This window comes from Aeromonas bestiarum (assembly GCF_028751155.1).
Taxonomy (GTDB): Bacteria; Pseudomonadota; Gammaproteobacteria; order Enterobacterales; family Aeromonadaceae; genus Aeromonas; species Aeromonas bestiarum.
Window position 1 is genome coordinate 1,197,314 of record NZ_CP064746.1, and the last position, 26,240, is coordinate 1,223,553.

Annotated in this window: 18 protein-coding genes; 7 read left to right on the forward strand and 11 right to left on the reverse strand. The window is 61.7% G+C overall.

Annotated features, from left to right (window positions below; translation table 11 throughout):
• Window positions 1-1,237 precede the first annotated feature (1,237 nt).
• Together IU367_RS05890 and cfa are read left to right on the forward strand one after the other, a co-directional pair.
• Entirely contained in the window at window positions 1,238-2,101 is an 864-nt protein-coding gene (locus IU367_RS05890; RefSeq protein WP_274453678.1) for a patatin-like phospholipase family protein, read from the forward strand.
• 259 nt (window positions 2,102-2,360) lie between these two features.
• Window positions 2,361-3,509 (forward strand): cyclopropane fatty acyl phospholipid synthase, encoded by a 1,149-nt coding sequence (gene cfa / locus IU367_RS05895; RefSeq protein WP_274453679.1) that lies wholly within the window; start codon window positions 2,361-2,363, stop codon window positions 3,507-3,509.
• 126 nt (window positions 3,510-3,635) lie between these two features.
• Here the strand turns inward: cfa and IU367_RS05900 are convergent, their stop codons facing one another.
• Both IU367_RS05900 and IU367_RS05905 read right to left on the reverse strand, forming a co-directional pair.
• Window positions 3,636-4,739, reverse strand: a complete 1,104-nt coding sequence (locus IU367_RS05900; protein ID WP_274453680.1) for an anhydro-N-acetylmuramic acid kinase — start codon at window positions 4,737-4,739, stop codon at window positions 3,636-3,638.
• A 367-nt stretch (window positions 4,740-5,106) separates the two neighbouring features.
• The gene (locus tag IU367_RS05905) at window positions 5,107-6,429 is read right to left on the reverse strand and encodes a peptidoglycan DD-metalloendopeptidase family protein (protein WP_274453681.1); all 1,323 of its coding nucleotides are present in this window, start codon (window positions 6,427-6,429) and stop codon (window positions 5,107-5,109) included.
• A gap of 110 nt (window positions 6,430-6,539) precedes the next feature.
• Between IU367_RS05905 and tyrS the strand changes: the two genes are divergently transcribed.
• A complete protein-coding gene (gene tyrS / locus IU367_RS05910; RefSeq protein ID WP_241325140.1) occupies window positions 6,540-7,739 on the forward strand; it encodes a tyrosine--tRNA ligase in 1,200 nt (399 codons plus the stop codon).
• A gap of 87 nt (window positions 7,740-7,826) precedes the next feature.
• Here the strand turns inward: tyrS and ygjK are convergent, their stop codons facing one another.
• The 4 genes from ygjK to IU367_RS05930 all read right to left on the reverse strand — a co-directional run bounded on the left by ygjK (window position 7,827) and on the right by IU367_RS05930 (window position 13,369).
• Entirely contained in the window at window positions 7,827-10,307 is a 2,481-nt protein-coding gene (gene ygjK / locus IU367_RS05915) for an alpha-glucosidase (protein ID WP_274453682.1), read from the reverse strand.
• A gap of 184 nt (window positions 10,308-10,491) precedes the next feature.
• Window positions 10,492-11,295, reverse strand: a complete 804-nt coding sequence (locus IU367_RS05920) for a helix-turn-helix transcriptional regulator (RefSeq protein ID WP_241325138.1) — start codon at window positions 11,293-11,295, stop codon at window positions 10,492-10,494.
• Between the two features lie 11 nt (window positions 11,296-11,306).
• On the reverse strand, window positions 11,307-11,846 hold the full coding sequence (locus IU367_RS05925) for a YbhB/YbcL family Raf kinase inhibitor-like protein (RefSeq protein WP_098983090.1): 540 nt from the start codon (window positions 11,844-11,846) through the stop codon (window positions 11,307-11,309).
• A 266-nt stretch (window positions 11,847-12,112) separates the two neighbouring features.
• Window positions 12,113-13,369 (reverse strand): adenylosuccinate synthetase, encoded by a 1,257-nt coding sequence (locus tag IU367_RS05930; protein ID WP_274453684.1) that lies wholly within the window; start codon window positions 13,367-13,369, stop codon window positions 12,113-12,115.
• Between the two features lie 183 nt (window positions 13,370-13,552).
• Between IU367_RS05930 and IU367_RS05935 the strand changes: the two genes are divergently transcribed.
• A complete protein-coding gene (locus IU367_RS05935) occupies window positions 13,553-14,473 on the forward strand; it encodes a LysR family transcriptional regulator (RefSeq protein ID WP_043556333.1) in 921 nt (306 codons plus the stop codon).
• 230 nt (window positions 14,474-14,703) lie between these two features.
• On the opposite strand, the gene IU367_RS05940 is transcribed toward IU367_RS05935, so the two are convergent.
• Both IU367_RS05940 and IU367_RS05945 read right to left on the reverse strand, forming a co-directional pair.
• A complete protein-coding gene (locus IU367_RS05940; protein WP_274453685.1) occupies window positions 14,704-16,050 on the reverse strand; it encodes a TAXI family TRAP transporter solute-binding subunit in 1,347 nt (448 codons plus the stop codon).
• A gap of 183 nt (window positions 16,051-16,233) precedes the next feature.
• Window positions 16,234-17,373 (reverse strand): MalY/PatB family protein, encoded by a 1,140-nt coding sequence (locus IU367_RS05945; RefSeq protein ID WP_274453686.1) that lies wholly within the window; start codon window positions 17,371-17,373, stop codon window positions 16,234-16,236.
• A 161-nt stretch (window positions 17,374-17,534) separates the two neighbouring features.
• On the opposite strand from IU367_RS05945, the gene IU367_RS05950 reads away from it, so the two are divergent.
• Window positions 17,535-18,707 (forward strand): MFS transporter, encoded by a 1,173-nt coding sequence (locus IU367_RS05950; RefSeq protein ID WP_042867448.1) that lies wholly within the window; start codon window positions 17,535-17,537, stop codon window positions 18,705-18,707.
• Window positions 18,708-18,762: 55 nt separating this feature from the next.
• On the opposite strand, the gene IU367_RS05955 is transcribed toward IU367_RS05950, so the two are convergent.
• Window positions 18,763-19,647: a LysR family transcriptional regulator gene (locus IU367_RS05955; RefSeq protein ID WP_274453687.1), complete on the reverse strand. Its 885-nt coding sequence runs from the start codon at window positions 19,645-19,647 to the stop codon at window positions 18,763-18,765.
• 109 nt (window positions 19,648-19,756) lie between these two features.
• The gene (locus tag IU367_RS05960) at window positions 19,757-20,512 is read right to left on the reverse strand and encodes a YciK family oxidoreductase (protein ID WP_043135552.1); all 756 of its coding nucleotides are present in this window, start codon (window positions 20,510-20,512) and stop codon (window positions 19,757-19,759) included.
• 223 nt (window positions 20,513-20,735) lie between these two features.
• Between IU367_RS05960 and sohB the strand changes: the two genes are divergently transcribed.
• Window positions 20,736-21,743: a protease SohB gene (sohB, locus tag IU367_RS05965; RefSeq protein WP_274453688.1), complete on the forward strand. Its 1,008-nt coding sequence runs from the start codon at window positions 20,736-20,738 to the stop codon at window positions 21,741-21,743.
• A gap of 70 nt (window positions 21,744-21,813) precedes the next feature.
• Here sohB and astB read toward each other — a convergent pair whose 3' ends face one another.
• Window positions 21,814-23,151, reverse strand: a complete 1,338-nt coding sequence (gene astB / locus IU367_RS05970; RefSeq protein ID WP_274453689.1) for an N-succinylarginine dihydrolase — start codon at window positions 23,149-23,151, stop codon at window positions 21,814-21,816.
• Window positions 23,152-23,512: 361 nt separating this feature from the next.
• Here astB and topA point away from each other — a divergent pair, with 361 nt between their 5' ends.
• Window positions 23,513-26,134, forward strand: coding sequence for a type I DNA topoisomerase (topA, locus tag IU367_RS05975; RefSeq protein ID WP_098983103.1), 2,622 nt, complete (start codon window positions 23,513-23,515; stop codon window positions 26,132-26,134).
• Window positions 26,135-26,240 lie beyond the last annotated feature (106 nt).

Here is a 26,240-nt window from a genome sequence, read left to right on the forward strand (position 1 = left end):
GCATCCAAGGTTATTATGTTTAATCCACTCACTAGCTGAATGGGATAAGAGAGGAAGGGACGGGGTTGATTATTTCAGACGAGGCGATTCTATGAGTGCTAATCAGGGGATGCAAACCGGTGATTACGTTTCTATGAGATGGCTCAACGCTTGGAAATATAGCTGTTTTGCTATTCAATTCAGGGTGAATACCATTCCTGAGTGGATCAAACAGGTCTGGTATCGCGGGCGAGCCCGTGTAGACTGGGTTCTTCCCTCCAGTGGGGAGGGGCTGTGCTGTGAATGAGGCGTTAAAAATATTCGCCATCCTGCAGTTAATAGTTTTTATTGTGCATAGATATGTATTTTAAAACCCTTTCAGGGGCTATCAAGCCGACTCGAAATATGCTAGCCGACGACCAGTTTGCCGCCAATAAGATGCCCCTGAAATATGATTCAGTCATTCTGCATGGGGAATGTATCAGGGAGGCGCCGGGGCGCGATATTACTCATTGGATCAGGCATATATTTTCCGGCCCGCTCTCGTTGATAAGCCACGGGGAAAGAGATCCGCTGCCAGTCTCTGGGCGTGCCACCTTGATGACGGGATCTGCCGCCATCGATCGCGTATCAATGGGGGCTGACAGCGCTCCTCGCCGGCGAGGCCATCGCCGCATTCTTGCGGAGGCACCTGGATGATATGAGAGCCGTCTCGCCGCCAGAGGTAGGGAGGGCAGGACGAAGTCTTGCAGCCTGTGGTGTCAGTCTCTTAGCCTCACCATGGGGAAATCCAGTCACCCTGTCGTCAACTGGTCGAACTACAACAAGTTCTTGAGCAGCGATTGCTCTCCCGGTTTGCCAAGCTCATCAGCGGCGGTTGTTTGAGCTAGACCAGCCGTTGCCGGGGGGATGTTGGCTGTCAGGGACTACCATAGAGCCCCCCAAAGAGACCTCCTGACCGGGTCTGCCCTGATCCCGGCGGGCCACTGCAGGCGGATGCATTTCGTCAGCCAGGCTGTGGTGAAACAAAACATTCCAAAATGGCATGTTTTTTATTATTTAAATTCATTTTTTGAAGGTTATGGCTCTGCATATACTGGGAGCCGCTTCACGGTCTCAGGTTTGCACCTGCCTGGCCCTCGCCTCGCAGAATGCTTGCCTGATCCGTCCTGCTGCGGCGTCTTGGTGTTCTGCATGAAGGCGTCCATCGCTGGGCAGGATTATTCCCTGTGCCTATTACAGCTGACGGAGCCTTGTCATGGTAAATTCTCATTCTGCCGCCCTGATTGTCGAGGGAGGTGCGATGCGCGGCATCTTTGCCAGCGGTGTGCTCGATGCCTTTGTTGAAAGCCGTTACTACCCCTTCGATCTGATCATCGGGGTGTCGGCCGGTGCGACCAATCTGGTCTCCTACCTGAGCGAACAGCCGCGCCGCAGCCATCACATCATCACCGAGCTGGCCTGTAGCAGCGATTTTCTCGATCCCATGCGCTTCGTAAAAGGGGGGGACTTGGTGGATATTGGCTGGTTGTGGCGGACCAGTCGTCATCGTTTCCCGCTGGATCTCGAGACCTTCTGCGCCCACCAGATCCCCTTCTATGCGGTCGCGACCGATGTGACGACAGGCGCCGCCGTCTACCTGCAGGTTCGGCCCGATAACATGGACGAGGTGCTCACCGCGACCTGCGCCCTGCCGGTGGTGCAGCACGATACCCCTTGCGTCGATGGCCGCCCCATGGCCGATGGTGGGATCAGCGACTCCATACCTGTGATAGAAGCCTATCGCCGTGGTGTGCGCCGGATGACGGTGGTGTTATCTGAACCCCATGGCTATCGCAAGAAGCCCCCCCGCTTCTGCTGGATGTTGAAAGCGCTGCTGAAAACCCAGCCGGCACTGGTACAGGCCTTGCTGGAGCGGGATCGTTCCTACAACAGTGCCCTCGACTTCATCGCCAATCCTCCCGCCGATTGCGAGATCGAGGTGATAGCGCCGCCGGCCGATTTTCGGGTCTCCCGCTTTACTCAGGATCTCTCCAAGCTGGAGTCCGGTTATCTGCAGGGTTACTGGCTCGGTCGCCAGAGCCTGCTGCGGGCTGCCGACGAGGCGAGAGAGGTGGCCTGAGCCTGACCCTGCCGGTTTGTCCGAGCCAGAATAATAACAACCCTGTTGTTTGACGCCTCGCCTCTTCGTTATATATCCCTACCAGACCGGGATGTGCATGAATTGACTTCATAAGCTTGGATGAATGATATGCCAGATGTTTTTTAATTATCTCTGCATCGAGAATATCTGCATTTTTCAACTTTTTACCAAGCCCACTCGTTGCGACTGTCTTAATGTCATGGTCAGTCGCATAAAAATAAAAAACAGGAATATTGCAATGGCAACAAAAGTGTTGAATCTGAATGTGCCTAAAAACCATTATTATAAGATTGTAGAAGAACTGCTCTTATATTCTGGGATCACGATTAATGGTCCCCATCCCTATGATATTCATGTACATAATCCCCTCTTCTTTCAGCGAGTCATTAAAGAGGGATCACTAGGATTGGGCGAGAGTTATATGGATGGGTGGTGGGAGTGCCCACGCCTCGACATATTGTTCAGTCGCTTGCTTGCCACCGGGGTGGAGGAGCGCATGCCGCGCCACTTTGCCGATATTCTCTATGTGCTGTCGAGCCGTCTCATCAACAAGCAGAGCCGTAAGCGGGCGTGGCAGGTAGGCAGGGAGCACTACGATCTGGGTAACGATCTGTTCGAGCTTATGTTGGATCCCTACATGCAGTACTCCTGTGGCTACTGGGCTAATGCCAGCGGGTTGGAGCAGGCGCAGAACGACAAGTTGCATCTGATATGCGAGAAGCTGCAACTGCAGAAAAATATGCGGCTGCTGGATATTGGCTGTGGCTGGGGAGGATTAGCCCGTTTTGCCGCAGAGCATTATGGTGTTTCTGTCGTCGGGCTGACCATATCGGTGGAGCAGCAGGTTCTGGCGCAGAAAAATTGTGCCGGTTTGCCCGTGGATATTCGCTTGCAAGATTATCGCGATCTTGATGAGCAATTTGATCGAATCGTCTCGGTTGGGATGTTTGAGCACGTTGGGCCGAAAAACTATGCCGCCTACTTTGATGTGGTAGCAAAGAGTCTGGTTGATGATGGATTATTTTTGTTGCACAGCATAGGTTCCAATAAAAGCGATCTTGATGTGGATCCATGGATCGATAAATATATCTTCCCCAACGGTTGCCTTCCCTCGGTACTTCAGGTTTCACAGAGCAGTGAAAAGCATTTTGTCATGGAGGATTGGCATAACTTCGGTGCGGATTATGATCGCACGCTGATGGCCTGGTTAGCCCGTTTCAATGCCAATTGGAAAAAATTGAAGGCAAATTACGATGAGCAATTCTACAGGATGTTCACCTATTATCTGGGCGCCTGTGCCGGGGCATTTCGTGCCCGGAATATCCAGCTCTGGCAGGTGCTCTTCAGCCCGAAAGGGGTGGCTGGCGGGATCCGGGTGCCTCGATAGCGGCATGCCGGCATCCGTTCAATGGGAGCCTGTCTGATCCTGCCATTCCTGCCATTGTGCACTCAATGGCGCCGTTAGAGGTGCTGGCTGGCAGTGATAGGTAAAGGTGGTGGTCCCGGTTGGTGCTCAGGCGGGATAGAGGGCGCCCAGGACTGCAAGACGGCTGGCACCGGTAACGGCGGGCAGGTTGCCCGGTTGGCGGTGGATAAAGCGCTGTGCCAGCCAGGCAAACGCCGCGCCCTCCATCCAGTCGGGGGCGATCCCCAGCTCGGCCGTGTTGGCGATGCGCCAGCCGGGCAGCAGGCTGGCCAGCTCCGCCAGCAGCGGGGCGTTATGGGCGCCGCCGCCGCAGACATACAGCTCGGGCCAGCTTTGCGCATCATCCAGTGCGGGCAGCTGGCGGGCTATGCTGTGGCAGGTGAGCGCCTGCAGGGTGCGCTGCACATCCGCCGGGACATGGGCGTGGCCAGCCAGCTCGCCATCGAGCCAGTCGAGGGTGAACATCTCCCGCCCCGTGCTCTTGGGGTGGGGGGCGGCAAAGTAGGGGTGAGCCAACAACTGCTCCAGCAGTGCAGGGACAAGCCTGCCGCTGGCCGCCCACTGGCCGCCGGCATCGTAGCCGGCCCCCTTGGGGTGATGACGGCGATACCAGCCATCGAGCAGGGTGTTGGCCGGGCCGGTATCGAAGCCATAGACGCCGTCGGCCTGGCCCGGCAGCACAGATATATTGGCTATGCCGCCGAGGTTGAGCACCACCCGCAGGGCGCCGGGGCGGGCAAAGAAAGCCTGATGGAAGGCGGGCACCAGCGGCGCCCCCTGGCCGCCGAGGGCCATGTCCATGGTGCGAAAATCGGCCACCACATCGATGCCGGTCAGCGCCGCCAGCAGGGCCGCGTTGCCGATCTGCAGGGTAAAGCCGAGCTTGGGGCGGTGGCGGATGGTCTGGCCGTGGCTGCCGATGGCGCGAATATCGGCAGGCGTGAGGCCGGCCTTGGCCAGCAGGGCGTGGGTGGCTGCGGCAAACTCGCGGGCGACCAGGTTGTCGGCAACCCCCATGCGGTCGATCTCGTTGTCGCCCGGGGTGCAGAGCCGGTGCAGCTCGTGAGCGGTGGGCCAGGGGTGGCTGAGGGCCGCTTCGACCCTCAGTTCATCCCCCTCGATCAGCACCAGCACGGCATCGATACCATCCATGCTGGTACCGGACATCAAGCCTATATAGCGTTCAGTCATGGGGCTTCCTTACTTGCAGGCCGGGAAAAAGTACTTGAGAGAGGGAGCGGCCTCTATCCCATACCGTATTCTGGTGCCGGACATCAAGCCTATATAGCGTTCAGTCATGGGGCTTCCTTACTTGCAGGCCGGGAAAAAGTACTTGAGAGAGGGCGCGGCCTCTATCCCATACCGTATTCTGGTGCCTGACATCAAGCCGATATAGCGTTCGGTCATGGGGCTTCCTTACTTGCAGGCCGGGAAAAAGTACTTGAGAGAGGGAGCGGCCTCTATCCCATACCGTATTCTGGTACCCGACACCCATCCGATATAGCGTTCGCTCATGACTGCTCCTTGTGGGTCGAGGTCTCTGGCCCGCAACGGCGGCTCAGTTACCGCCGTTGGTCCGCTTGTTCTGGGCCAGCTGCAGCTCAGGTTTGTCAAGCTGGTCGAGTTTGGCCAGTTGCGGCATCGCCAGCAGTTTGAAGTTGGCCAGCGCCCGCCCGCTGAGCGTCTCGGCCTGGGGCAGATTGAGGGTGCGCGGGTTCTTGTGCACGCCGCCCACCACGAATTCATAGTGCAGGTGCGGGCCCGTGACGCGCCCGGTACCGCCCAGCTTGCCTATGGTCTGGCCCTGCTTCACCCGCTGGCCCTTGTTGACGGTGCGCTGGGAGAGGTGCAGGTACTTGGTCACATAGTTGCCGGCGTGCTTGATGAAGACATAGTTGCCGTTGAACTGGTTGTAACCGGCGGCCACCACGCTGCCGGAACCCGCCGCCATGATGGGGGTGCCCACAGGCGCCACATAGTCGATGCCGTTGTGGGGGCGGATCTTGCCGGTGACCGGGTGCAGGCGGCGCGGATTGAAGTTGGAGCTGATGTATTTGAAGTTGACCGGCGCGCGCAGGAAGCTCTTGCGCATCGCCTTGCCTTCCGGCGTGTAGTAGTTGCCATCTTCGTTCAGCACGGCGCGATAGGTGGCGCCCTGGTTGACGAACTCGGCGGCCAGGATGTCGCCGGAGGCCACCCGCTCGTCATCCTGATACTTCTCCTGATAGACCACCCGAAAGCTGTCCCCCGGTTGCAGGTCCTGGGCGAAGTCGATGTCCCAGCCGAAGATGGCGGCGAGATCCATGATCTGATCCTCTGTCATGCCCGCCTCGGCGGCGGCGCCCCAGAAGCTGGAGCGGATCTCGCCCTTGGCCACCTGCTCGCGGGTATCGAGTTCCAGCTTGACCGGTCTGGCCACGAAGCTGTCGGCCTTGCGGCTCACTTTCAGCGCCTGTTCCAGGCTGTGGGGATAATAGAGGCTGTGCAGATCGCCATTTTTGGTCAGCTTGAAGGTGAGCTCCTGGCCGGGCTTGAGCAGGCGCAGGGTATCCGTGCCCTCGAGCTGATCGATCAGGTGCAGATCCGTGGTGCTGAGGCCAAGGCGCTGGAAGATGACCCCCATGTTGTCGCCGCTGCGTACCTTCACCTGTTTGGTGATGTAGCTGGGCTTGGGCGGGGTGACGGGCAGCTCGGCCTGGGCCAGCAGCTCGTCCTCGTCGGCTTGCGGCTCGGCGGCAAGCTCGTTGCCGCTGTCATCGACCCGAGTGGCGACCGCCTGTTCGCTTGGCCAGGCCGCCAGCATCATCACCATGATGCTCAGGATCAGCACCATCTTGCGGTGCCAGGTGGGGAGAGAGTTGAAGGCGTTCCAAATAACCATGCGAAGCTGACGAAGTCGGGCAGAATGGGCGGATTTTACAGCCTTTCCAATTGGCCCGCCATTCCAGTAATATGTTTGGCCCTGTGGAATCGTGATTGGAGAGTCAAAAAATGTCCCAGCTCGAGGTGGCGCTAGCCGAGATCAAGCGCGGAGCGGAAGAAATTCTGGTGGAAGAAGAACTTGTCGCCAAGTTGAAGGAAGGGCGCCCGCTGCGCATCAAGTTGGGCATGGATCCGACGGCCCCCGACATTCACCTGGGTCATACCGTGATCCTCAACAAGCTGAAGACCTTCCAGGATCTGGGCCACGAGATCATCCTGCTGATCGGCGATTTCACCGCCATGGTGGGTGACCCCTCCGGCAAGAACAGCACCCGTCCGCCGCTCTCCGAAGAGGCCATCAAGCACAACGCCCTCACCTATGCCGAGCAGGCGTTCAAGATCCTCGATCCCGCCAAGACCCGTATCGAGTACAACTCCAGCTGGCTGGGCGAGCTGGGCGCGACCGGCATGATCAAGCTGGCGGCCAAGCAGACAGTGGCCCGCATGATGGAGCGCGACGACTTCAAGAAGCGCTACACCGGCGGCCAATCCATCGCGATTCACGAATTCCTCTATCCGCTGCTGCAAGGCTATGACTCGGTCGCGCTGAAGGCGGACGTCGAGCTGGGTGGTACCGATCAGAAGTTCAACCTGCTGATGGGCCGCGAGCTGCAAAAAGATGCCGGCATGGCCGCCCAGTGCGTGCTGATGATGCCGCTCTTGGTCGGTCTGGACGGCGTCAAGAAGATGTCCAAGTCCGCCGCCAACTACATAGGCGTGCACGACGCCCCGGGCGAGATGTTCGGCAAGATCATGTCCATCACAGATGACCTGATGTGGAACTACTACGAGCTGCTCTCCTCTCGCCCACTTTCCGACATCGAAGGCTTCAAGGCGGGCATCGCTGCCGCTACCCTGAACCCGCGCGATGTGAAGATCTGGCTGGCCAAAGAGATTATCACCCGCTACCACGATGAAGCGGCAGCCGAAGCGGCTCACGAAGATTTCACCCAGCGTTTCTCCAAGAACGCCATTCCGGACGAGATGCCGGAAGTCGAGCTGGCACTGGAAGGCGAAGGTCTGCCGATCGCCAACCTGCTTAAAGACGCCGATCTGGTGACCACTACCTCAGAGGCGCTGCGCATGATCAAGCAGGGCGCGGTCAAGGTGGACGGCGACAAGCTGGACGATGGCAAGGCACTCATAGGTGCCGGCACCGCCGTCTATCAGGTCGGCAAGCGCAAGTTTGCCCGGGTGACCGTCAAGTAAGCCCCTCCCGTCAGCCCCGCGCTGCCGATAAAAAAGGCCTCCATCACGGAGGCCTTTTTGTTGCGTCATTCCCAAGGGGTACGAGTATCAGCCCTCTGTTTTAAGGAAGTTGCGATAGAGCATATAGAGGTGGGCCGAGCTCCAGCTGAAGTTGCTGGCCCCCTGCATGGCGCCTGTCTCCGGGTTGTAGTTTTCGCGGATGGGGCCGCTGCCCGCCAGCCCTTCGGCGTTGGCAAACAGCTTGTTGACCAGCAGCTGGGCATCGCTGCGATAGCCGTAGTTCTCCAGCCCCTTCACCCCGAAGTAGAACTGATCCAGCCAGACTCGGCCGCGCCAGTAGATGTCGGGGTCGTAGGCCGGGTTGGTCAGGGCCGCCGTGCCGAGCGGCACCCTGGTGTTGAACTCCTGGCTACTCAGCATCACCTCGCGCACCCGCGCCGCCTTCTCCTTGTCCGCTACCTCGGCCCAGAGCGGGCTCCAGCCTTCCGGGCCACGGCCGCGGGCGGTCAGCAGCTTGCCGACGCAGCCATTGGCGTCTGCGACATCTCCTTGATGGATCTGGCGGTCGTAATAGAAGCCGGAGGCCTCATCGAACAAACAGGTATTGATGTAACCGGCTAGCTGGGTAGCGCCCTCGCGGTAGCGGATCCCTTCGTCCGGTTTGCCGAGCAGATCGGCCATGTCCGCCAGGATGCGCTTCTCCTTGGCGAGGAAGGCGTTCAGCTCCACCGACTCCTGATCGATGGAAAAGCCGATGAGGCTGCCGTCATCTTCGTGGTTCTCGAAGAAGGCGACGTTCCAGTCCTGGCGCGCCTTGGCTAGATCCCCTGCGTAAGTCTTGTCGGCGTAGCGCTGCAGCTGATCCGGCTCGATGAAGCCGAAGCGGGCGGCGTTGTCCATGCCGGACTCCCAGCCTGCGCCGTGCTGGGCACCTATATCCATGTCGGCGTAGCCGCCGACGCTCAATACCTGCTGATAGAGCGCCATGCCGGCGCAGCCGTACCAGCCGTCCCCCTCGGCGGTGCAGCTCGACAGATCCAGTCCGGCGGGCACGCCACTGGCGTACTGCACCTTGAAGGTGATATTGCCGAATTCGTCGTTGTGCTCGACGTGCTTGGTGGCGCCGTATTCGATGATGCCGTTGTGGTTGTTGTCCCGCGCCCTGTACCACCAGTTGTGATAGGCCTGGATCTTCGGATACATCTCGGCGATGAAGGCCTTGTCCTGGGTCGCGCCGTAGATCTCCCAGATGGCCCAGGCGGAGAGCGGCGGCTTGGTGTCCCGCTCGTTCCAGTTGCCGCCATCGCCGCCGCGATCGGAGAGCTTGTTGTAGAAGACGGCGTCGATCACCATGCCGGCGTCCTGGGGGCGCACCGGGTCATCGGGCTGGATCTGGTAGTCATACATGGCGCGCACGTTGTTCTTGGCTACCTCGGGGTTGAAGTGAGCCATGGCGTAGGCGTGCTTCCAGCTGTCCCAGGCCCAGACGCCGTCGAACCAGCGGGCCGTGTTGGAGGGGGTGACCCCGTCGTGGAGGATGGCGCCGGCCGGTGAGCGCCAGTTGCCGTTGAGGGTCTCCATCGCCTTGACCGCGATGCGCCGCTCGGCTTCCGGGATCCCCTGGTTGGAGAGGCCGCGCTCGAGATAGCCTTCCCAGCGGCGGATGGAGTCGTCGAAATAGCTGGCGGGCTTGGCCAGCAGGGCGTTGCGGCTCTGCTGGAAGCGGCTGGCGTCATCGCTGCTGTGAACGTAGCTCTGCAGGGTGTAGATATCCTCGCTCCCCTTGGCGGCCAGGGTGAGGCTGGCCTCGCTCCGGTAGCCGAGTGCCTTCTCGTCCAGGATGGTGCGGCTGGGCAGGGTGCGATCGATGCGATAGCGGGCGCTGCCGCTCTGCATCATGTTCCAGGTGCTGCGCAGCTCGCCGAACTGGAACTCTATGCCTTGCTCGCTCTGGCTGATGGTGCGGGTCCAATCCGGGTACTGCTCGGCCACCGTCTTGTTGGCATCCCACTGCTGGAGCAACTCCCCCTGCCAGGTCAGGTTGAGGGTGAGCGGCGCGTCCTGATTGTTGATGAGTCGGGTTCGGACCAGGGCCGTGCGGGCATCGCCGTAGCGCAGCTCCAACTCCAGGGTGAAGGGCGCGAACTCGAATCGCTGGATGAGCGCCCCCGGGATGGCGTAGATCTCGTACTTGCTGGCGGCGGTGAGCGGATAGGAGCGGCCGCTCTCATCGCTCAGGCTGAGCCGGTCCAGCTCGCTGGCGAAGAAGAGGCTGTACTCCTCCGAGATGACCATGGGGCCGGTGAAACCACCCCATTCGCTGTCGCTGGCGGGCAGCAGGAAGCCGTGCCAGGCCCCCAGATCGAGCAGCGGGTTGTATTTGAGGTTGGAGTAGCCGTCAAAGTCTCGGAACTGGAGCGGGGTACCGCTGCGATCGATCACGTTCTGGTACTGGCTCGCCAGGGTCGCACTGGGCGGAGTCGGGGCGCTGGAGTCATTGCCGTTGCAGGCGGTGAGGCCAAACAGGGCGACGCTCAGGGTGATGGAAAGTAAACTTTTACGAAACATGTCTCGCTCCAATTACGATTTTGTAGGTTAAGGAAGGTGCTTTTTTAGCGTTTATTTTAGTGAAATCGTTTGCAAGAGACATTGTAGGGGAATGCCGCGGGCCATATTGGCGCTTCGTCACACTGTGGAGCGAGGGGATGTGAGCCGGATCACCGGGTTACACGAGGTTACATTGCAGGGTGTTTTAGTAACTATTTACTTGGCGTTGAGTGTCCATTGAGGGACAGGTACGCAGATATTGGTGGGGAGTCAGACCGAACTCCTGCTTGAAACGGGCGGCGAAGCGGCTGGGAGAGTCATAACCGCAGGCGAGGGCCACCTCCAGCGGAGTGAGGGCCTGTTGCAGCAGGGTGAGGGCGTGGCTCATGCGCACCTGGGTCAGCAGCTGGCGAAAGCTGCGCCCCTCGGCGGCCAGCTTGCGCACCAGGGAGGCGCGGCTCATGGCGAAGTGGGGGGCTATGGTCTCCAGCCTGTGGTCGGCGCCCGGCTCCACCCCGAGGTAGCGGGCCAGCCGCTCCCCGAGCGTCATTGTGCTGGCGGGAAACAGCAGGTCGAGACCGCCGGCGGCCTGCAGCTCGGCATAGAAGCCGTGCAGCAGCTGGGTCTGGGTGGCCTGGCTCAGCGTGCGGCTGGCCATGGAGCAGATCAGCTCGAAGCAGAACGCCAGCGCCGGACTTATCTCAAGGCGTGGTTCCCTGAGCCGGGTGCCCGGGGCGTCAGTCAGCCACTCGGTAGGGGGCGGGGTCAGCAGGGTCAGGGCATGGGAGCTGAACTTGCCCTGTTCGGGCTGGTTGACGAAGGTGAGCTGGTGGCCTGCCGGGATCAGCAGCCAGCTCCCCTTGTCAAACGACAGGCGCCTGTCCTGCCACCACAGCTGCTTGTGGCCCTGTTGTACCCAGATGATGGTCGGCGCATAGATGAGCACCCTGTGCAGCGGCTGCTGACGGATCCCGAGATAGTGATGCAGTTGCAGCAAGGGGGCGCTCATCCGGCGGGCTCCTAGGGGGTGACGAAGGTGGCGGTCAGGGTGGCCTTGCCCAGCGCCATGGCATTGAGCATGTAGCCTACCATGGCGGGCGGGGTATCTGCCTTCACCTCGAGTGTGGCTTCGGGCAGAGCCCAGGCGGTGAACTGGTAGCGGTGCATGCCGTGACCGGCGGGCGGGCAGGGGCCGCCGTAGCCCTGGCTGCCGAAGTCGGTTCTGAGCTCAAGGCCCTGTTTGAGTTTGCCGGAGACGTTGCTGGCAAGTGAACTCTGGTTGGCCGGCAGGTTCACCACCAGCCAGTGCCACCAGCCGCTGCCGGTGGGGGCGTCGGGATCATAGGCGGTGATAGCGACGCTTTTGGTGCCGGCCGGCAGATCCTGCCAGCTCAGCTGGGGCGAGCGGTTCTCCCCCTTGCAGCCGAAGCCGTTGAAGCTGAACGCCTTGTCCATCAGCTGGCCTTCCTGAATGTCAGCGCTCTTCAAGGTCATGGCAGAGGCGGGCAGGGCCGCCAGGCACAGCAGGGAGAGCAGGGTGGAACGCAGGGGTAATTTCATTGTGGTGCTCCTTTATGGATGAGGGGATCCCGCCGGGAGGATCCTGATGACGGGATCAGTCTAGCGAAGCGGGGCGATTCGGGTGCAACCAAAAGGCTCAATATCGGGTTGTCGGTGGCGGATTGTGAGCCGAACTGCATCTGGGCGGGAAAAGAGTGGGACGGCGAGGTGGTAAGGGAGTGGACGGCTTGTGGTATATGGCGGCCATAAAAAAACCGGCCTCATGGAGGCCGGTTTTGACATCTTGCTGGCAGCAGCGAGGCGGCTTAGCGCAGTATCATCTGCTCGCGGCCCGGGCCGACGGAGACCATGGGAACCGGCACACCCAGCAGGGCTTCGATGCGCAGCACGTAGTGCTGGGCAGCATTGGGCAAGTCTTCGAACTTGCGGATGTGGGAGATGTCTTCGCTCCAGGCTTCCATGGACTCGTACACCGGCTTCAGACCGGCGGTCTGCGGCCAGATCGGGTTCTCGGTGTTGGCGCCTTCGTAGGCGACGCAGATCTTCAGATCCGGCATGCCGGAGAGGCAGTCCAGCTTGGTCAGGGCGATCTCGTTGGCGGCCTGGATCTCCAGACCCTGCTTGGTGGCAACGGCGTCGAAGTAGCCGATGTCACGGGGGCGGCCTGTGGTGGCACCGAACTCGTTGGCGAACTTGCGGAACTCTTCCTGGTTCTCCATGGCGGTGATCAGGGTGCCGGTACCGACAGAGGTACTGAACGCCTTGGCCACGGCAATCACGCGCTCGGGGCGCAGGGCCGGCAGGCCGCCACCGATACCGGCGTAGGCGCCGGAAACGTGGGAAGAGGTCACCCAGGGGTACTCACCGTAGATGAGGTCACGGCCGGCGCCCAGCTGGGCTTCGAACAGCAGGGTGCCGTTCTGGGCCTGGATCGCCTTGAGCGGCTCGCTGACGTTGCAGACGGCGTCGATCCAGGGGGCGGACACTTCCAGCAGCCAGTCGGCCATTTCCTGGGCGGTCTGGCTGAACTCGAAGCTCGGGTAGAGGGCCTTGAGCTGCGGCAGTTTCCAGTCGAGGAAGAACTGGATGCGCTCGACCAGCACGTCCGGCTGTTTCAGCCAGCCGACTAGGATCGCTTTTTTCATGACCCGATCACCGTAAGCCGGGGCTATGCCCTGACGGGTGGAGCCATAGGCGCCATCACCCAGACGGACTTCTTCCAGGGTATCTTCCAGCGCATGGATCGGCAGGCAGAAGGTGGCGCGATCTGAGATGGCCAGTTTCGGGGTCACGCCGGCGGCTTTCACTTCAGCCAGCTCGCGGGTCAGCGGCTCCGGGCTGATGACCATGCCAGGGCCGAGGACAACCAGGCACTCCGGGTTGAATACGCCGCTCGGCAACTGGTGCAGCTTGAAGGTGCCCAGGTCGTTGACGACGGTGTGGCCGGCGTTGTTGCCGCCCTGAAAACGGATGCTGGCGGCGGATTGACCTGCCAGATAATCGACGATGCGGCCTTTGCCTTCATCACCCCAGTTAGCACCTACGACTACGATAGACGACATGACTCTTTCTCCTAAGACGTTAGGCGTCCATCCTAGGAGGCTGGGGCGGATTAGAAAAATTAATTATCTTTATAATTCCGATAAGAAAACCATATACTCGTGGTGAATTTACCGGCAAGACACCCAGTGTTGCCGCGCTGGCCCGCGTCATGGGCGCAGATGTGGAAAAACAAGAGGACCCCCATGCTGGACATTCACTGGCTGCACACCTTCGTTACCCTGGCCCGCCTGCAGCACTTCGGCCAGACCGCCACCGAATTGCACATGACCCAGCCCAACGTCAGCCTGCATCTCAAGAATCTGGAGCAGGCCACCCGGGTCAAGCTGATTGAACGCAGCCCGTTTCGGCTGACCCAGGCCGGTGAGCGACTGCTGCAAAGCGCCGAGCGCGCCATCAACGAGCTGCTGTTGTGCCAGTCCGATCTCAATGCCCTCAACCAGCTGAGCCAGGGCACGCTGGCCATCGCCGCCAGCGACATCATCTCCCGCCTGCTGCTGATCCAGCCGTTCCAGCGCTTCAAGCAGGCCTTTCCCGGCATCGACCTCACCCTGTTCAACACCACCTCGGATCAGGCGGCCGAGCTGGTCAAGGCCGGCAAGGCGGATCTCGGCTTCGTGATGGCGCAAAAGCGCAGCGAACCGCTGTTCTACACAGAATTGCAGCAGGTGACCTGGTGCGCGCTGGGACACGGCTTGGCCCGCTGGCAGGCGAGGGCCAAGGCGGGTGAGAGCGATCCCCTCGACGAGCCAACCCTGATCCTGCTCGGCCACGACACCCGCACCCGGGCCCTGATCGACCCCTCGCTGCCCCTGCTCGGGCTGCCGACGTGCCGCATCATGGAGGTGGGCAGCGTGGATGCCCAGCTCGACTGGGCCGAGGCGGGCTTCGGGGTCGCCATAGTGCCGGACTTCTCGCTCCACCCGCGCCTCAAGCTCACCGCGCCCGTGGCCCGTCTGACCGACTTTCCCGGCACCAGCCTGGGCTATGTGGTGCGCCAGAATCAGGTATTGTCGCGGGCCATCAAACAGCTGCTGCACTGGGTGGAGGAGGAGATATTGCAGCCCGACGCCCGCCATCAAGCGGCGCCCAGGGCAGAAGGCTGATCAGGTCAGACGGAACAAGCAGGCGGGATGCGCCTTGTGCGGCCGGTTTCACGGCGAGTGCCTGACCGGGTTTGGCTGGGCCGGGAGGGAAGATAGCGATCGGCCACAGTGTTGCGGCCCGTGTGCGCATGAGTTGCTACAGAACAAGGTAAAAGGTGCAAGGCAACAGCTGCAATGCAAAAGAAGAGGCCACCCAGACAGGTGGCCTCTTTCGTTGGCGGTGGCTGAGATTACTGGGCGGGCACGCTTGCCGAAGGGGTGACCGGCAGGGGCTGGTTCAGGCTGCTACTGGCGGCACTGGGCGCAGCCCCTTGCGTATCGGCTGGCGCCGAGCCGAGTGCGGCCGAGGCGGCTTGTGTGGCTGCAGCGGCTGTCACGGCTTGCGTGGTCTGGGCGGCCGAGGGGGCGTCCACAGTCACAGCTTGCGTGGTCTGGGCGGCCGAGACGGGTGCCACCGGCTGGGTTGCCACTGCACCCGAGATTGCTGCCTGTGCTGCTGCGCCATCCCCGGTGGCCTGCGCTGCCGACTGGGCTGCCAGGCTTGCCGTCGCCGCCGAGTCCTCTGACTCCTGGGGGGTCAGGGATTCGGGGAGCAGTGATGGCGGCGGCAGGACGGCATCCTCCATGCCCGGGTGACGCGGCACCTCGGCCTCCGCCAGCATGGAGTCCAGGGTGAGGGTGGTCAGCGCCGGATGCAGACGGGTGAACTGCTTGAGCCGTGCGGTCAGCACATCGCGCACTGTGCGCACCTGGGTGTCTGGCAGGCTGTCCAGCGCAACCAGTTCGGCGGTGACGGCAAAGGTGTTGACGCCGCTGGGCTGGCCCGGGTAGAGGTTGGCGCCGATGCGGCCGCGCTGGTAATAAGGGTGGTTCTTGAGCAGGCGATCGATCTGCTCCCCCTCGATGGGGATGATGCGCGCCTTGCAGCGACCGGTCAGATCCCCTATGCCCTGATTGGGGTGGCCCGCCACCATGAAGGCGGCGTCCAGGGTGCCGTCGCAGAGCCCCTCCAGCCGGTTGTTGATGGAGGAGGGAATGACGGGCGCGAAGCTGCTCTCCTGCCAGCCCATGGCATTGAGCAGGGCCTGGCTGGTGACGCGCTCTCCCGACCCCGGATTGCCCAGATCGACCCGCTTGCCTTCGATGTCGGCCAGGGTGTTGATGTTGCTGTTGGCACCGGCGAGCAGGGTCAGCGACTCCTGATGGAGTCGAAACAGGCTGCGCAGCCGGTCGTTGGGCGGCTGGCCCACGAAGGGGCCTGTGCCGTGGGCGGCGTGGTGCACCACATCCGACTGCACCAGCGCCAGCTGGATTTTCCCCTGGCCCAGCTCCTTCAGGTTGGCGAGGGAGCCCGAGGTGCTCTGCACGGCGCAGTGCAGCCCGTGGTTGGCGTTATCTTCGTTCAGCAGGCGGCAGATGGCCCCTCCCGCCGGATAGTAGACGCCGTTGAGCGCCCCCGTGCCTATGGTGAGATAGGCCGGCGTGGCGGCGTGCAGGGGCAGCACCAGGGCTGCAGCCAGCCAGGGCAGGGCGGTATGAGACAGGGTCGACAGGTGGTGCAGGGCGCTTGGCAACATAATGAACCGGATCAATGGCTGATAAAAAGGATGGGCCAAGCCCATCCCGTCTGACATCACGGCCTGCCGCTGTTTGGCGCAGAGCCGGGTTTGCATGGCATGTGCCATTCAAACCCGATCTCATCGCTTATGGCGGTGGCTGGTGCAGCTGACATTCAGCCGCAAAAATATACCCTATTGCCATCAGATGCGAGTCTGGATCGCTTTCTCCATCCGGGCCAGCGCCTCGGTCAGCCGTGCCCGGGTGCAACCGAAGTTGAGCCGCACGAACTGGCCATCGCCGAACTGGGCGCCGGGGGAGAGTCCCACCCCCGCCTGCTCGAAGAAGGCGATGGGATCCTCGAGACCGAGCGCACTGACGTCGATCCAGGCGAGGTAGGTGGCTTGATGGCGCGCCAGCTTGATGCCGGGCCAGCGGGCGACCGCCTGCTCGATCAGCGTCAGGTTGGCGGCCAGGTAGTCGAGTTGTTCGCTGAGCCAGGGGTCGCCTCCCTCATAGGCCGCCTCGGCCGCCACGAAGCCCAGCAGGTTGACGTCGGCGCTGATGCCGCGCATCGCCTGTTGCAGCTTGAGGCGCAGGCGGGCGTTGGGCACCACGGCGAAGGCGCAGCACAGACCCGCGATATTGAAGGTCTTGCTCGGTGCCATCATGACGGCGCAGCGCTCGGCAGCGTCCGGGCTGATGGCGCCATAGGGTATGTGGCGGGCATCTTTGTCCAGCAGCAGGTCGCAATGGATCTCGTCCGAGCAGACAACCAGATTGTGGCGCTCGGCGATGGCGTCTATGGCTTCGAGCTCGGCGCGGGTGAACACTGTACCGCCCGGGTTGTGCGGGTTGCACAGCAGCAGCAGATCCGCCGCCGGGGCCTGACGCTCAAGTTCCTCCAGATCCAGCACCCAGCGACCGGCCTCTTCCACCATGGGCACTGTGAGCAGGGGGCGATCGTTGAACCCGGGTGCCTGCAGGAAGGGGTAGTAGACCGGCTTGGGGGTGATGATGCCGCGGCCGTGCTGGCTCCAGGCCTTGCAGGCCAGGTTTAAGCCGGGTACCACGCCGGGCAGGAAGACGAGCCACTCGGGCTGGATGGTCCAGCCGTAGCGGCTGGCCAGACGCGCCATGATCAGTTCGATCAGCCGGGCAGAGGGGCGCGAGTAACCGAAGATGCCGTGGGCGACCCGCTGGGTGAGGGCCTCGACGACGGCGGGCGGCGAGACAAAGTCGGTGTCGGCTACCCACATGGGCAGCACGTCCTGTCCCTTGTACTTGTCCCATTTCAGACTCATGGTATCGCGACGATCTATTTCCCGGTCAAAATCAAACATGTGAAATCCTTATGCTGGGCAGTGGGCTTTCAATGTACGGGGTCGGGCGCGGGGTCGCAAGCCTTGAGGTGACTCTTGATAATGACATAAAATAAGCGACGCTATTTCATGCACTTGCCGAATTTTGGCCAGTTTTCTTCCCCCCAATCAGTGGTAATCCTATGAGCTTGTTGACCGCCGCTCTGAAGAGGTCGGATCCCGTCTCCCTCTCTTTTTTGGCCGTGACCTTTATGACCGGGGTGGCGGTGGCGCTCCAGGTGCCTACCTTGAGCCTGTTTCTAGCCGAAGAGGTGCAGGTGCGCCCCTTGCTGGTCGGACTGTTTTACACGGTCAACGCCGTGATCGGCATCCTCATCAGCCAGTGGCTCGGCCACCGCTCCGACAGCAAGGGGGATCGCAAGCGGCTGATCCTGCGCTGTTGCTTTGCGGGGGTGGTGCTCTCCCTGCTGTTCGCCTGGAATCGCAACTACTGGCTGCTGGTGAGCCTGGGGGTGGTGCTGGCCAGCCTGGCCGCCACCGCCAGCCCCCAGTTATTTGCTCTGGCGCGGGAATATGCCGACAGCCGCAACAAGCGGGCGGACATGTTCAGCTCGGTGCTGCGGGCCCAGTTCTCCCTGGCCTGGGTGATTGGCCCTCCCATCGCCTTCGCGCTGGCCATCGGCTATGGCTTCGAGGTGATGTATCTCGCCTCCGCCCTGGCCTACCTCATCTGTGCCTTCGTGGTGTGGCGCTGGCTGCCCTCCCTGCCGCTGCCCACGCCAAACAGCGAGGTTGAGCGGGTCAGCAGCTGGAAGGATCCCTCGGTGCGGGCGCTGTTCATCGCCTCCACCCTGATGTGGACCTGCAACAGCATGTACCTCATCAACATGCCGCTCTACATCACCCGCGAGCTGGGGCTGGAGGAGAAGCTGGCCGGTGTGCTGATGGGCACGGCGGCAGCCCTCGAGATCCCCTTCATGCTGCTGGCAGGCTACTACACCCAGCGCTTCGGCAAGCGTCCCATGATGCTGGTGGCCGTGCTGGCCGGGGTGGGTTTCTACGTGGGGCTGGTCACCCTGTCGAGCCAGTCTGCGCTCATCGCGCTGCAACTGCTCAACGCCATCTTCATCGGCATAGTCGCCGGGATCGGCATGTCCTACTTCCAGGATCTGATGCCGGGGCGCGCCGGGGTGGCGACTACCCTGTTTGCCAACAGCATACGCACCGGCTCCATCATGGCGGGGGCCATCGCGGGGACTGTGGCCGAGATCTGGAGTTTTCACGGGGTCTTCATGGTGGCGACTGCGCTGGCGCTGGCGGCACTGGGCGCCTGCTGGCGGGTGCCCAATGTGTGAGGCGGGTCTGTGACCGGTTGGCTATGGGTGACGCAGGCTGCCTGACGGCTTGGGCTTACTTGTCGTTGTCGTTCTGATATTCGTTGCGCAGGCAGCGCAGCAGCAGCTCGGTGGCCGGCCCCAGCGAATCCGCTGACGGGGTCAGCAGATAGGTGTAGAGATGGCGCTCGTTGCCGCTTGCCAGATCCAGCGGCATCAGGACGCCGCTGGCCAGCTCCTCCTGCACCAGATGGCGAGGCAGCCAGGCATAGCCTAGGCCGAGTTTGAGCATGGCGATCACTTCGTGATAGTGGGTCGCCTTCCAGCCGGTGTCGTCCGCATCGTTCCAGTCCACCGAGCGGTGAATGGGGGGATGCAGGCTTATCTGGTTGTGGCTGGCAAGCTCGTCGGTGGAGACGGCGCCGGCCAGGGCGGCGAGGGGATGGTCGGCCGAGCAGAGCGGCAGCAGGCACACCTCGTCCAGCGGCAGGCCGGTGCGATCCTGGGGCAGGTGCTCGGAGAGCATCAGATCCCCTACTTGCAAGGCGTTGAAGTGGCAGTGAATGCGTTCGTGCAGATTGACACGGCAGCCCCGGCTGCGGGGATAGAAGTGGGCCAGCGCCCGATAGAGGCGCTCCCGTGGCTGCAGCACGGAAACATAGAGGTTGATCTGCGGCTCCCACTGCCGTTCCAGGTTGTTGGCCAGGTTCTCCAGCTCTTCCACCTGCTGGCTGAGCTGACGCGCCCGCTTGAGGAAGATCTCCCCGGCCTGGGTCAATACCGCCTTGCGCCCCCTCACTTCCAGCAGAGGCACCCCCAGACTCTGCTGCAGCTTGGCCACCGCATGATTGAGAGAGGATTGGCTCTTGTTCAGCGCCTCGGCGGCCTGGGCATAACCGCCACAGTCCACCACGGCCTGAAAGATCCGCCATTGCTCAAACGTGCTCTTGGGACGAAACATATCTCAACCTGATCAGGGATCGTATGTGGTAAGGGGCTGCAACGGGGTGCCGGCGGCACCCTATTGAATTTAACCCCATGCGGCGCAGGGTTCCGGTTATTTTGTTGATTTATTTGGGCTGGGCCACAAAGGTCTGGCCGGTTTTGCCACGGCTGTCGGCCCCCATCAGATAGAGATAGAGCGGCATGAGGTCGGCCGGCGTCTTGAGCTGCTGGGGATCTTCCGCCGGGAAGGCGCTGGCGCGCATCTTGGTGCGGGTGCCGCCCGGGTTGAGGGTGTTGACCCGCACCGCCGTGTTTTCCAGCTCGTCGGCCAGCACCTCCATCATGCCCTCGATGGCGAACTTGGAGATGGCGTAGGTGCCCCAGTAGGCGCGGCCCTTGCGGCCCACGCTGGAGGAGGTGTAGACGATGGAGGCCTCACCGTGCTCCTTGGCGGTCTGGCGGATAAGCGGCAGCAGCGCCTGGGTCAGCAGGAATTCGGATTTGACGTTGACCTGCATCACCTCGTCCCACTCCTGCTCCTGGATGTGTTCGAAGGGGGAGAGGGTACCGAGCAGGCCGGCGTTGAACAGTACGCCATCGAGGCGGCCAAACTGCTGGGCGAAGGTCTCGGCCATGCCGCGGTAGTGGGCGGCGGTCGCACCTTTCAGGTCCACCGGCACTATGGCGGGCAGGGGATAACCGGCGGCCTCGATCTGGTCATAAACCGCCTCGAGTTTGGCGCTGGTGCGGCCGAGCAGGATCACGGTAGCGCCGTGGGCTGCATAGGTGATAGCGGCTTCGCGGCCTATGCCGTCACCGGCACCTGTGACCAGAATGACCTTGTGCTTGAGCAGATCCCGGGGGGCCTGATAATCGAGCATGACAACTCCTGTTAACAAGTTCGTGGCAGATGCGCGCGGCAATAGAGGGGCAAGTGTACTGACCCCGCACGGCATTTGACCAGTATGAGACGGCAAAAATGTGAAGAAAATAGAGGGGTTGTGATTGCAGAGTGTGTTTTTTGAGCCACTGTCGCAGAGTTTTTGCGCGAGCCCGGCAAACTCCCTAGAATGTGAAAAACTCGAACACTGAGCGGAGCATCAAGTGGCATTTTTGACCGAATATGGCCTGTTCCTGGCCAAGACCCTCACCTTACTGCTGGCCATAGCCGCCGTCATCCTGATGGTGATCAGCAGCCGTCAGCCGAAATCCCGCAAGGGTGAGCTGGTGGTGACAGATCTCTCCAGCGAACTGGAGCAGGGGCGTCACCAGTTGCAGGCGGCGCTGGCCGGCAAGACTGAGCGCAAGCAGCTGGAGAAGGCCCGCAAGGCCGAACACAAGGCCCGCGCCAAGACAGAAGACGAGCGCAGCCGGCTGTTTGTGCTCGATTTCAACGGCAGCATGGATGCCAAAGAGGTGGCTTCCCTGCGGGAAGAGGTGAGCGCCGTGATAGGCGTCGCCCAGTCCGGTGACGAGGTGTTGCTGCGGCTAGAATCCGGCGGCGGCGTGGTCCATGGCTATGGCCTGGCCGCATCCCAGCTGCAGCGGCTGCGCGACAAGGGCATCAAGCTCACAGTGGCCATCGACAAGGTGGCGGCGAGCGGCGGTTACATGATGGCCTGCGTGGCGGATCAGATCCTGGCTGCACCCTTTGCCATCGTCGGCTCCATCGGCGTGATAGCCCAGTTGCCGAACTTCAACAAGCTCCTGAAAAAGCACGACATCGAATTCGAGATGCACACCGCAGGCCAGTACAAGCGCACCATCACCATGTTCGGTGAGAACGACGATCTGGGGCGGGAGAAGTTTCGCGAGGAGCTGGGCGCCATCCACGAGCGGTTCAAGGCGTTCGTGGCCGAGCACAGGCCCCACCTCGACATAGACAGCGTCACCACGGGGGAGCACTGGCTGGCGAGTCAGGCCAAGGGGCTGGGGCTGGTGGATACCCTCTGCACCAGCGACGACTACCTGCTGGCCCAGGCCAGCCATCACAAGGTGGTCGGCATCAGCTATCGCAAGCCAAAGAGCCTGACCCAGAAACTGGGCCAGCAGGCCGCCCTGGCGCTGGAGTCGAGCCTGGGTCGCCTGTGGCAGCAGAGCCCCTGGCGCTGAGGCCTCGCTTGCACTACGGGCATGAACATGAAAAAGCCGGGCACTTGCCCGGCTTTTGCTATCCAGCGACTCAGCGCTGGAAGGGATAGACGGAGCCGAGTTTCAGGATCTGGGTCAGCTCGTCCAGCGCACTGCGGGACTCCTGTACCAGCGCCGGGTCGCGCAGATCATCCAGCGCCAGGCTGTCGCGGTAGTGGCGATCCACCCAGTTGTCGAGGCGGGCAAACTGGCTGTCGTTGATGAGGCAGGCCGGATTGACCGCCGCCAGCTCCTGATCGTTCATGGCGACCCGCAGCCGCAGGCAGGCGGGGCCACCGCCGTTGCGCATGCTCTGCTTCACGTCCATGTAGTGCACCTGCTTGATGGGGGTGCCCTGGGCGAGGAGTTGGCCGAGGTAGGCCGATACGGCCGGATTGTCGCGACACTCTGTGGGGGCGATGATCGCCATCTCGCCGGAGGGCAGGGTCAGGATCTGGGTGTTGAACAGATAGGATTTCACCGCATCCTGCACCGACACCTCGGCAGTCGGCACCTCGATGAAGTGCAGCTCCCCGTCACCGAACTTGGTGCGCACCTCGGCCAGCGCCGACGCCGTGTTGAGGAAGGCCTGCTGGTGGAAGAAGAGCACGTTCTGGTTGCCTACCGCTATCACGTCGTTGTGGAACACCCCCTGATCGATCACCTCCGGATTCTGCTGGATGAAGACGGCGCTCTCTTCGCTCAAACCGTGCAGACGGGCGATGGCCTGGCTGGCCTCCAGGGTCTGGCGGGCCGGGTAGCGTTTGGGGGCGGGCTGGGAGACGTCAAAGGCGCTGCGGCCATAGACGAACAGCTCGACCCCGGCCTCGCCATAGGCACGGCACAGCCGGGTGTGGTTGGCGGCGCCCTCGTCACCGAAGTGGTCGTTCTCCGGCAGGTGCTGGTGGTGATAGAAGTGGCGATCGTTGTTGAACACGGCGCGCAGTATGCGGCCCGTCACCTCGGGTTCGAGGGAGCGGTGGAACTTGTTGGTCAGGTTGGCGGGGGTGAAGTGAATGCGGCCATCCTGGGTATCGGCACTCGGGGAGACGGTGGCGGCGTTGGCGGTCCACATGCTGGAGGCCGAATAACAGGCGGCCAGCACGGCGGGCGCCTGTTTCGCGGCCTGGGCCAGCACGCTTGCATCATTGCCGGTGAAGCCGAGGCGGCGCAGGGTGGCGAGATCCGGCCGCTCCTGCGGTGCCAGCACCCCCTGGGTCATGCCAAGCTTGGTCAGCGCCTTCATCTTGCGCAGCCCCTGCTTGGCCGCCTCCTTCGGGTTGGACGCCTCCTTGGCGTTGCTCTGGGAGGCGACGTTGCCATAGGACAAGCCGGCATAGTTGTGGGTCGGGCCGACCAGGCCGTCGAAGTTGACCTCGAAGTGCTTCATTGCGTACATCCTTTCGATTTTTATATGGGTAGCGGTTCCTTCCGCGCACAAAGCTGCGGGATGCAGCCATTATAAGGAGATTTTGTCTTTTGTAACAAGCTGATAACCAAAGTGGTTTGTTATGTTACAAGAGCGGTTGGTTATGTCGTTTCAAATATAAAAAGGGGGTGGATATAGCATAAAAATAAAAAAGCGGTTGCTTCCCGCGGCTCGGCTTCGCATTAATAAATAAAGAGGTCAGCTGGTTCGGGCGGGTGAGCTAATTTGCTCACAAGATTGCTTTTTCGCGTCAAATCTCTTATACAGCCCCACAAAACCGCACACCAACCCCGTCGGGTGCAATGAGGATAATAGTTACAGCATGGGCAAATCACTGGTCATAGTGGAGTCTCCGGCCAAGGCCAAGACCATCAACAAATATTTGGGCAAGGACTACGTGGTGAAATCCAGCGTCGGTCATGTTCGCGATCTGCCCACCAGTGGCAGCGCCAGCAACGAGCCCAAAAAACCTGTCATTCGCGGCATCAAGCTGAGCGAATCAGAGAAGGCTGCCAAGGATCGCAATGCCCTGTTCTCACGGATGGGGATCAATCCGACCGCAGGCTGGCAGGCCAACTACCAGATTTTGCCCGGCAAAGAGAAAGTGGTCAGTGAGTTGCAAAGTCTGGCCGCCAAGGCTGACACCATCTATCTCGCAACCGACTTGGATAGAGAGGGAGAGGCGATCGCCTGGCACTTGCGCGAGATCATCGGTGGTGACGACAGCCGCTACAAGCGGGTGGTGTTCAACGAGATCACCAAGACCGCAATTCAGGAGGCGTTTGCCCAGCCATCCGAGCTGAACATCCACCGCGTCAATGCCCAGCAGGCCCGTCGTTTCCTCGATCGGGTTGTGGGTTACATGGTCTCCCCCCTGCTTTGGAAGAAGCTGGCTCGCGGTCTCTCCGCCGGCCGGGTGCAGTCCGTCGCCGTGCGTCTCATCGTCGATAAAGAGCGCGAGATCAAGGCGTTCGTGCCGGTGGAGTTCTGGGATCTCAACGCCGACCTGCTGACCGGTGACAAGGCCGACCTGCGCATGGAAGTGGTCAGCCGCAACGGCGCCGACTTCAAGCCGGTCACCCAGGCCGAGACCTTTGCCGCCGTGGCCGCCCTGGAAGGGGTCGACTACAAGGTGGTGAACCGGGAAGACAAGCCGACCGGCTCCAAGCCGTCCGCCCCCTTCATTACCTCCACCCTGCAACAGGCGGCATCGACCCGTCTGAGCTTCGGGGTGAAGAAGACCATGATGATGGCCCAGCGTCTGTATGAGGCGGGCTACATCACCTACATGCGTACCGACTCCACCAACCTCAGCAAAGAGGCGGTCGAGGCGCTGCGGGAATATATCGGCGAGCAGTATGGCGCCGCCTATCTGCCGAGCGAACCGAATCTCTACGGCTCCAAGGCCGGTGCCCAGGAGGCCCACGAGGCGATCCGTCCCTCCAGCGTACTGGTCACGGCCGAGATGCTGGAAGGCATGGAGCCGGATGCGATGCGGCTCTATGACCTGATCTGGCGTCAATTCGTCGCCTGCCAGATGACCCCGGCCCAGTACGACTCCTCCACCCTGACCGTCAAGGCCGGTGAGTTCGAGTTGAAGGCCCGTGGTCGCACCCTGCGCTTCGCCGGTTGGACCAAGGCGCTGCCACCCATGGGTCGCAAGGGCGACGACAGCCAGCTGCCGGCGGTGACGGTGGGTGAGATCCTCAAACTGGTCAAGCTGGATCCCCGTCAGCACTTCACCAAGCCGCCTGCGCGTTTCACCGAAGCGGCCCTGGTACGCGAGCTGGAAAAACGCGGCATTGGCCGTCCGTCCACCTACGCCTCCATCATCTCCACTATCGTGGATCGCGGTTATGTGCGGGTCGAGAGCCGCCGTTTCTTCGCCGAGAAGATGGGTGAAATCGTCACCGACCGTCTGGTCGAGAACTTCGTCGAGCTGATGAACTACGAGTTCACCGCCAAGATGGAAGACAAGCTCGATGGCATAGCCGAAGGCAGCCTGGAGTGGAAGAAGGTGCTGGACGCCTTCTACGAAGAATTCACCCAGGAGCTGGCAAAAGCGGATCGGGACGCGGAAGAGGGGGGCATGCGTGCCAACCAGATGGTGCTGACCGACATCGACTGCCCGGATTGCGGCCGCAAGATGGGCATTCGTACCGCCACCACAGGTGTCTTCCTCGGCTGCTCAGGTTACGCCCTGCCGCCGAAAGAGCGCTGCAAGAAGACCATCAACCTGGTCTCCGCCGACGAATTCGTCTCCGCCACCGACGGTGACGAGGCCGAAACCGAGGCGCTGCGCGCCAAGCACCGCTGCGGCATCTGTGGCACCGCCATGGACGCCTACATCATTGACGACAGCCGCAAGCTGCACGTCTGTGGTCGCAACCCGGACTGCGACGGCTACGAGATAGAGAAGGGCCAGTTCAAGCTCAAGGGCTACGAAGGGCCGAGCATAGAGTGCGATCGCTGCGGATCCGAGATGCAGCTCAAGAACGGCCGCTTCGGCAAGTACATGGGTTGCACCAGCGAGACTTGCAAGAACACCCGCAAGATCCTGAAAAACGGCGACATAGCGCCGCCGAAGGAAGATCCTGTACCGCTGCCCGAGCTCAAGTGCACCCAGTCTGACGCCCACTTCGTGCTGCGTGACGGGGCGGCCGGCCTGTTCCTGGCTGCCAGCAACTTCCCGAAATCCCGTGAGACCCGTGCGCCCCTGGTGGAAGAGCTCAAGCGCTTCAAGGATCGCCTCTCGCCCAAGCACCAGTACCTGGCCGACGCCCCGGCGTCAGATCCTGACGGTAACGCCTCCATCGTGCGCTTCAGTCGCAAGACCAAGGAGCAGTACGTGATGACGGAGGTCAACGGCAAGGCAACGGGCTGGACGGCGCACTACGACAACGGCAAGTGGCAGGAGAGCCTGGCCAAGTCGAAGAAGGCCTGATGGCGCGCAGTTCACACTATGATGAAAGAGGCCCCTTGCTGGGGCCTTTTTGTTGGGAGATGGCGGTATACTGAAACCGCTGCAAGGATGGCAGCGCTGTACACGG

Excerpts from the sequence above, each read along its gene's own strand:
- IU367_RS05890 (WP_274453678.1), top strand. The coding sequence starts at position 1,238 with ATGGTAAATTCTCATTCTGCCGCCCTGATTGTCGAGGGAGGTGCGATG.
- IU367_RS05960 (WP_043135552.1), bottom strand. The coding sequence starts at position 20,512 with ATGCTCGATTATCAGGCCCCCCGGGATCTGCTCAAGCACAAGGTCATT.
- tyrS (WP_241325140.1), top strand. The coding sequence starts at position 6,540 with ATGTCCCAGCTCGAGGTGGCGCTAGCCGAGATCAAGCGCGGAGCGGAA.
- IU367_RS05920 (WP_241325138.1), bottom strand. The coding sequence starts at position 11,295 with ATGAGCGCCCCCTTGCTGCAACTGCATCACTATCTCGGGATCCGTCAG.
- astB (WP_274453689.1), bottom strand. The coding sequence starts at position 23,151 with ATGAAGCACTTCGAGGTCAACTTCGACGGCCTGGTCGGCCCGACCCAC.
- IU367_RS05955 (WP_274453687.1), bottom strand. The coding sequence starts at position 19,647 with ATGTTTCGTCCCAAGAGCACGTTTGAGCAATGGCGGATCTTTCAGGCC.
- IU367_RS05945 (WP_274453686.1), bottom strand. The coding sequence starts at position 17,373 with ATGTTTGATTTTGACCGGGAAATAGATCGTCGCGATACCATGAGTCTG.
- IU367_RS05950 (WP_042867448.1), top strand. The coding sequence starts at position 17,535 with ATGAGCTTGTTGACCGCCGCTCTGAAGAGGTCGGATCCCGTCTCCCTC.
- IU367_RS05940 (WP_274453685.1), bottom strand. The coding sequence starts at position 16,050 with ATGTTGCCAAGCGCCCTGCACCACCTGTCGACCCTGTCTCATACCGCC.
- IU367_RS05905 (WP_274453681.1), bottom strand. The coding sequence starts at position 6,429 with ATGGTTATTTGGAACGCCTTCAACTCTCTCCCCACCTGGCACCGCAAG.
- IU367_RS05900 (WP_274453680.1), bottom strand. The coding sequence starts at position 4,739 with ATGACTGAACGCTATATAGGCTTGATGTCCGGTACCAGCATGGATGGT.
- ygjK (WP_274453682.1), bottom strand. The coding sequence starts at position 10,307 with ATGTTTCGTAAAAGTTTACTTTCCATCACCCTGAGCGTCGCCCTGTTT.
- topA (WP_098983103.1), top strand. The coding sequence starts at position 23,513 with ATGGGCAAATCACTGGTCATAGTGGAGTCTCCGGCCAAGGCCAAGACC.
- cfa (WP_274453679.1), top strand. The coding sequence starts at position 2,361 with ATGGCAACAAAAGTGTTGAATCTGAATGTGCCTAAAAACCATTATTAT.
- IU367_RS05925 (WP_098983090.1), bottom strand. The coding sequence starts at position 11,846 with ATGAAATTACCCCTGCGTTCCACCCTGCTCTCCCTGCTGTGCCTGGCG.
- IU367_RS05930 (WP_274453684.1), bottom strand. The coding sequence starts at position 13,369 with ATGTCGTCTATCGTAGTCGTAGGTGCTAACTGGGGTGATGAAGGCAAA.
- IU367_RS05935 (WP_043556333.1), top strand. The coding sequence starts at position 13,553 with ATGCTGGACATTCACTGGCTGCACACCTTCGTTACCCTGGCCCGCCTG.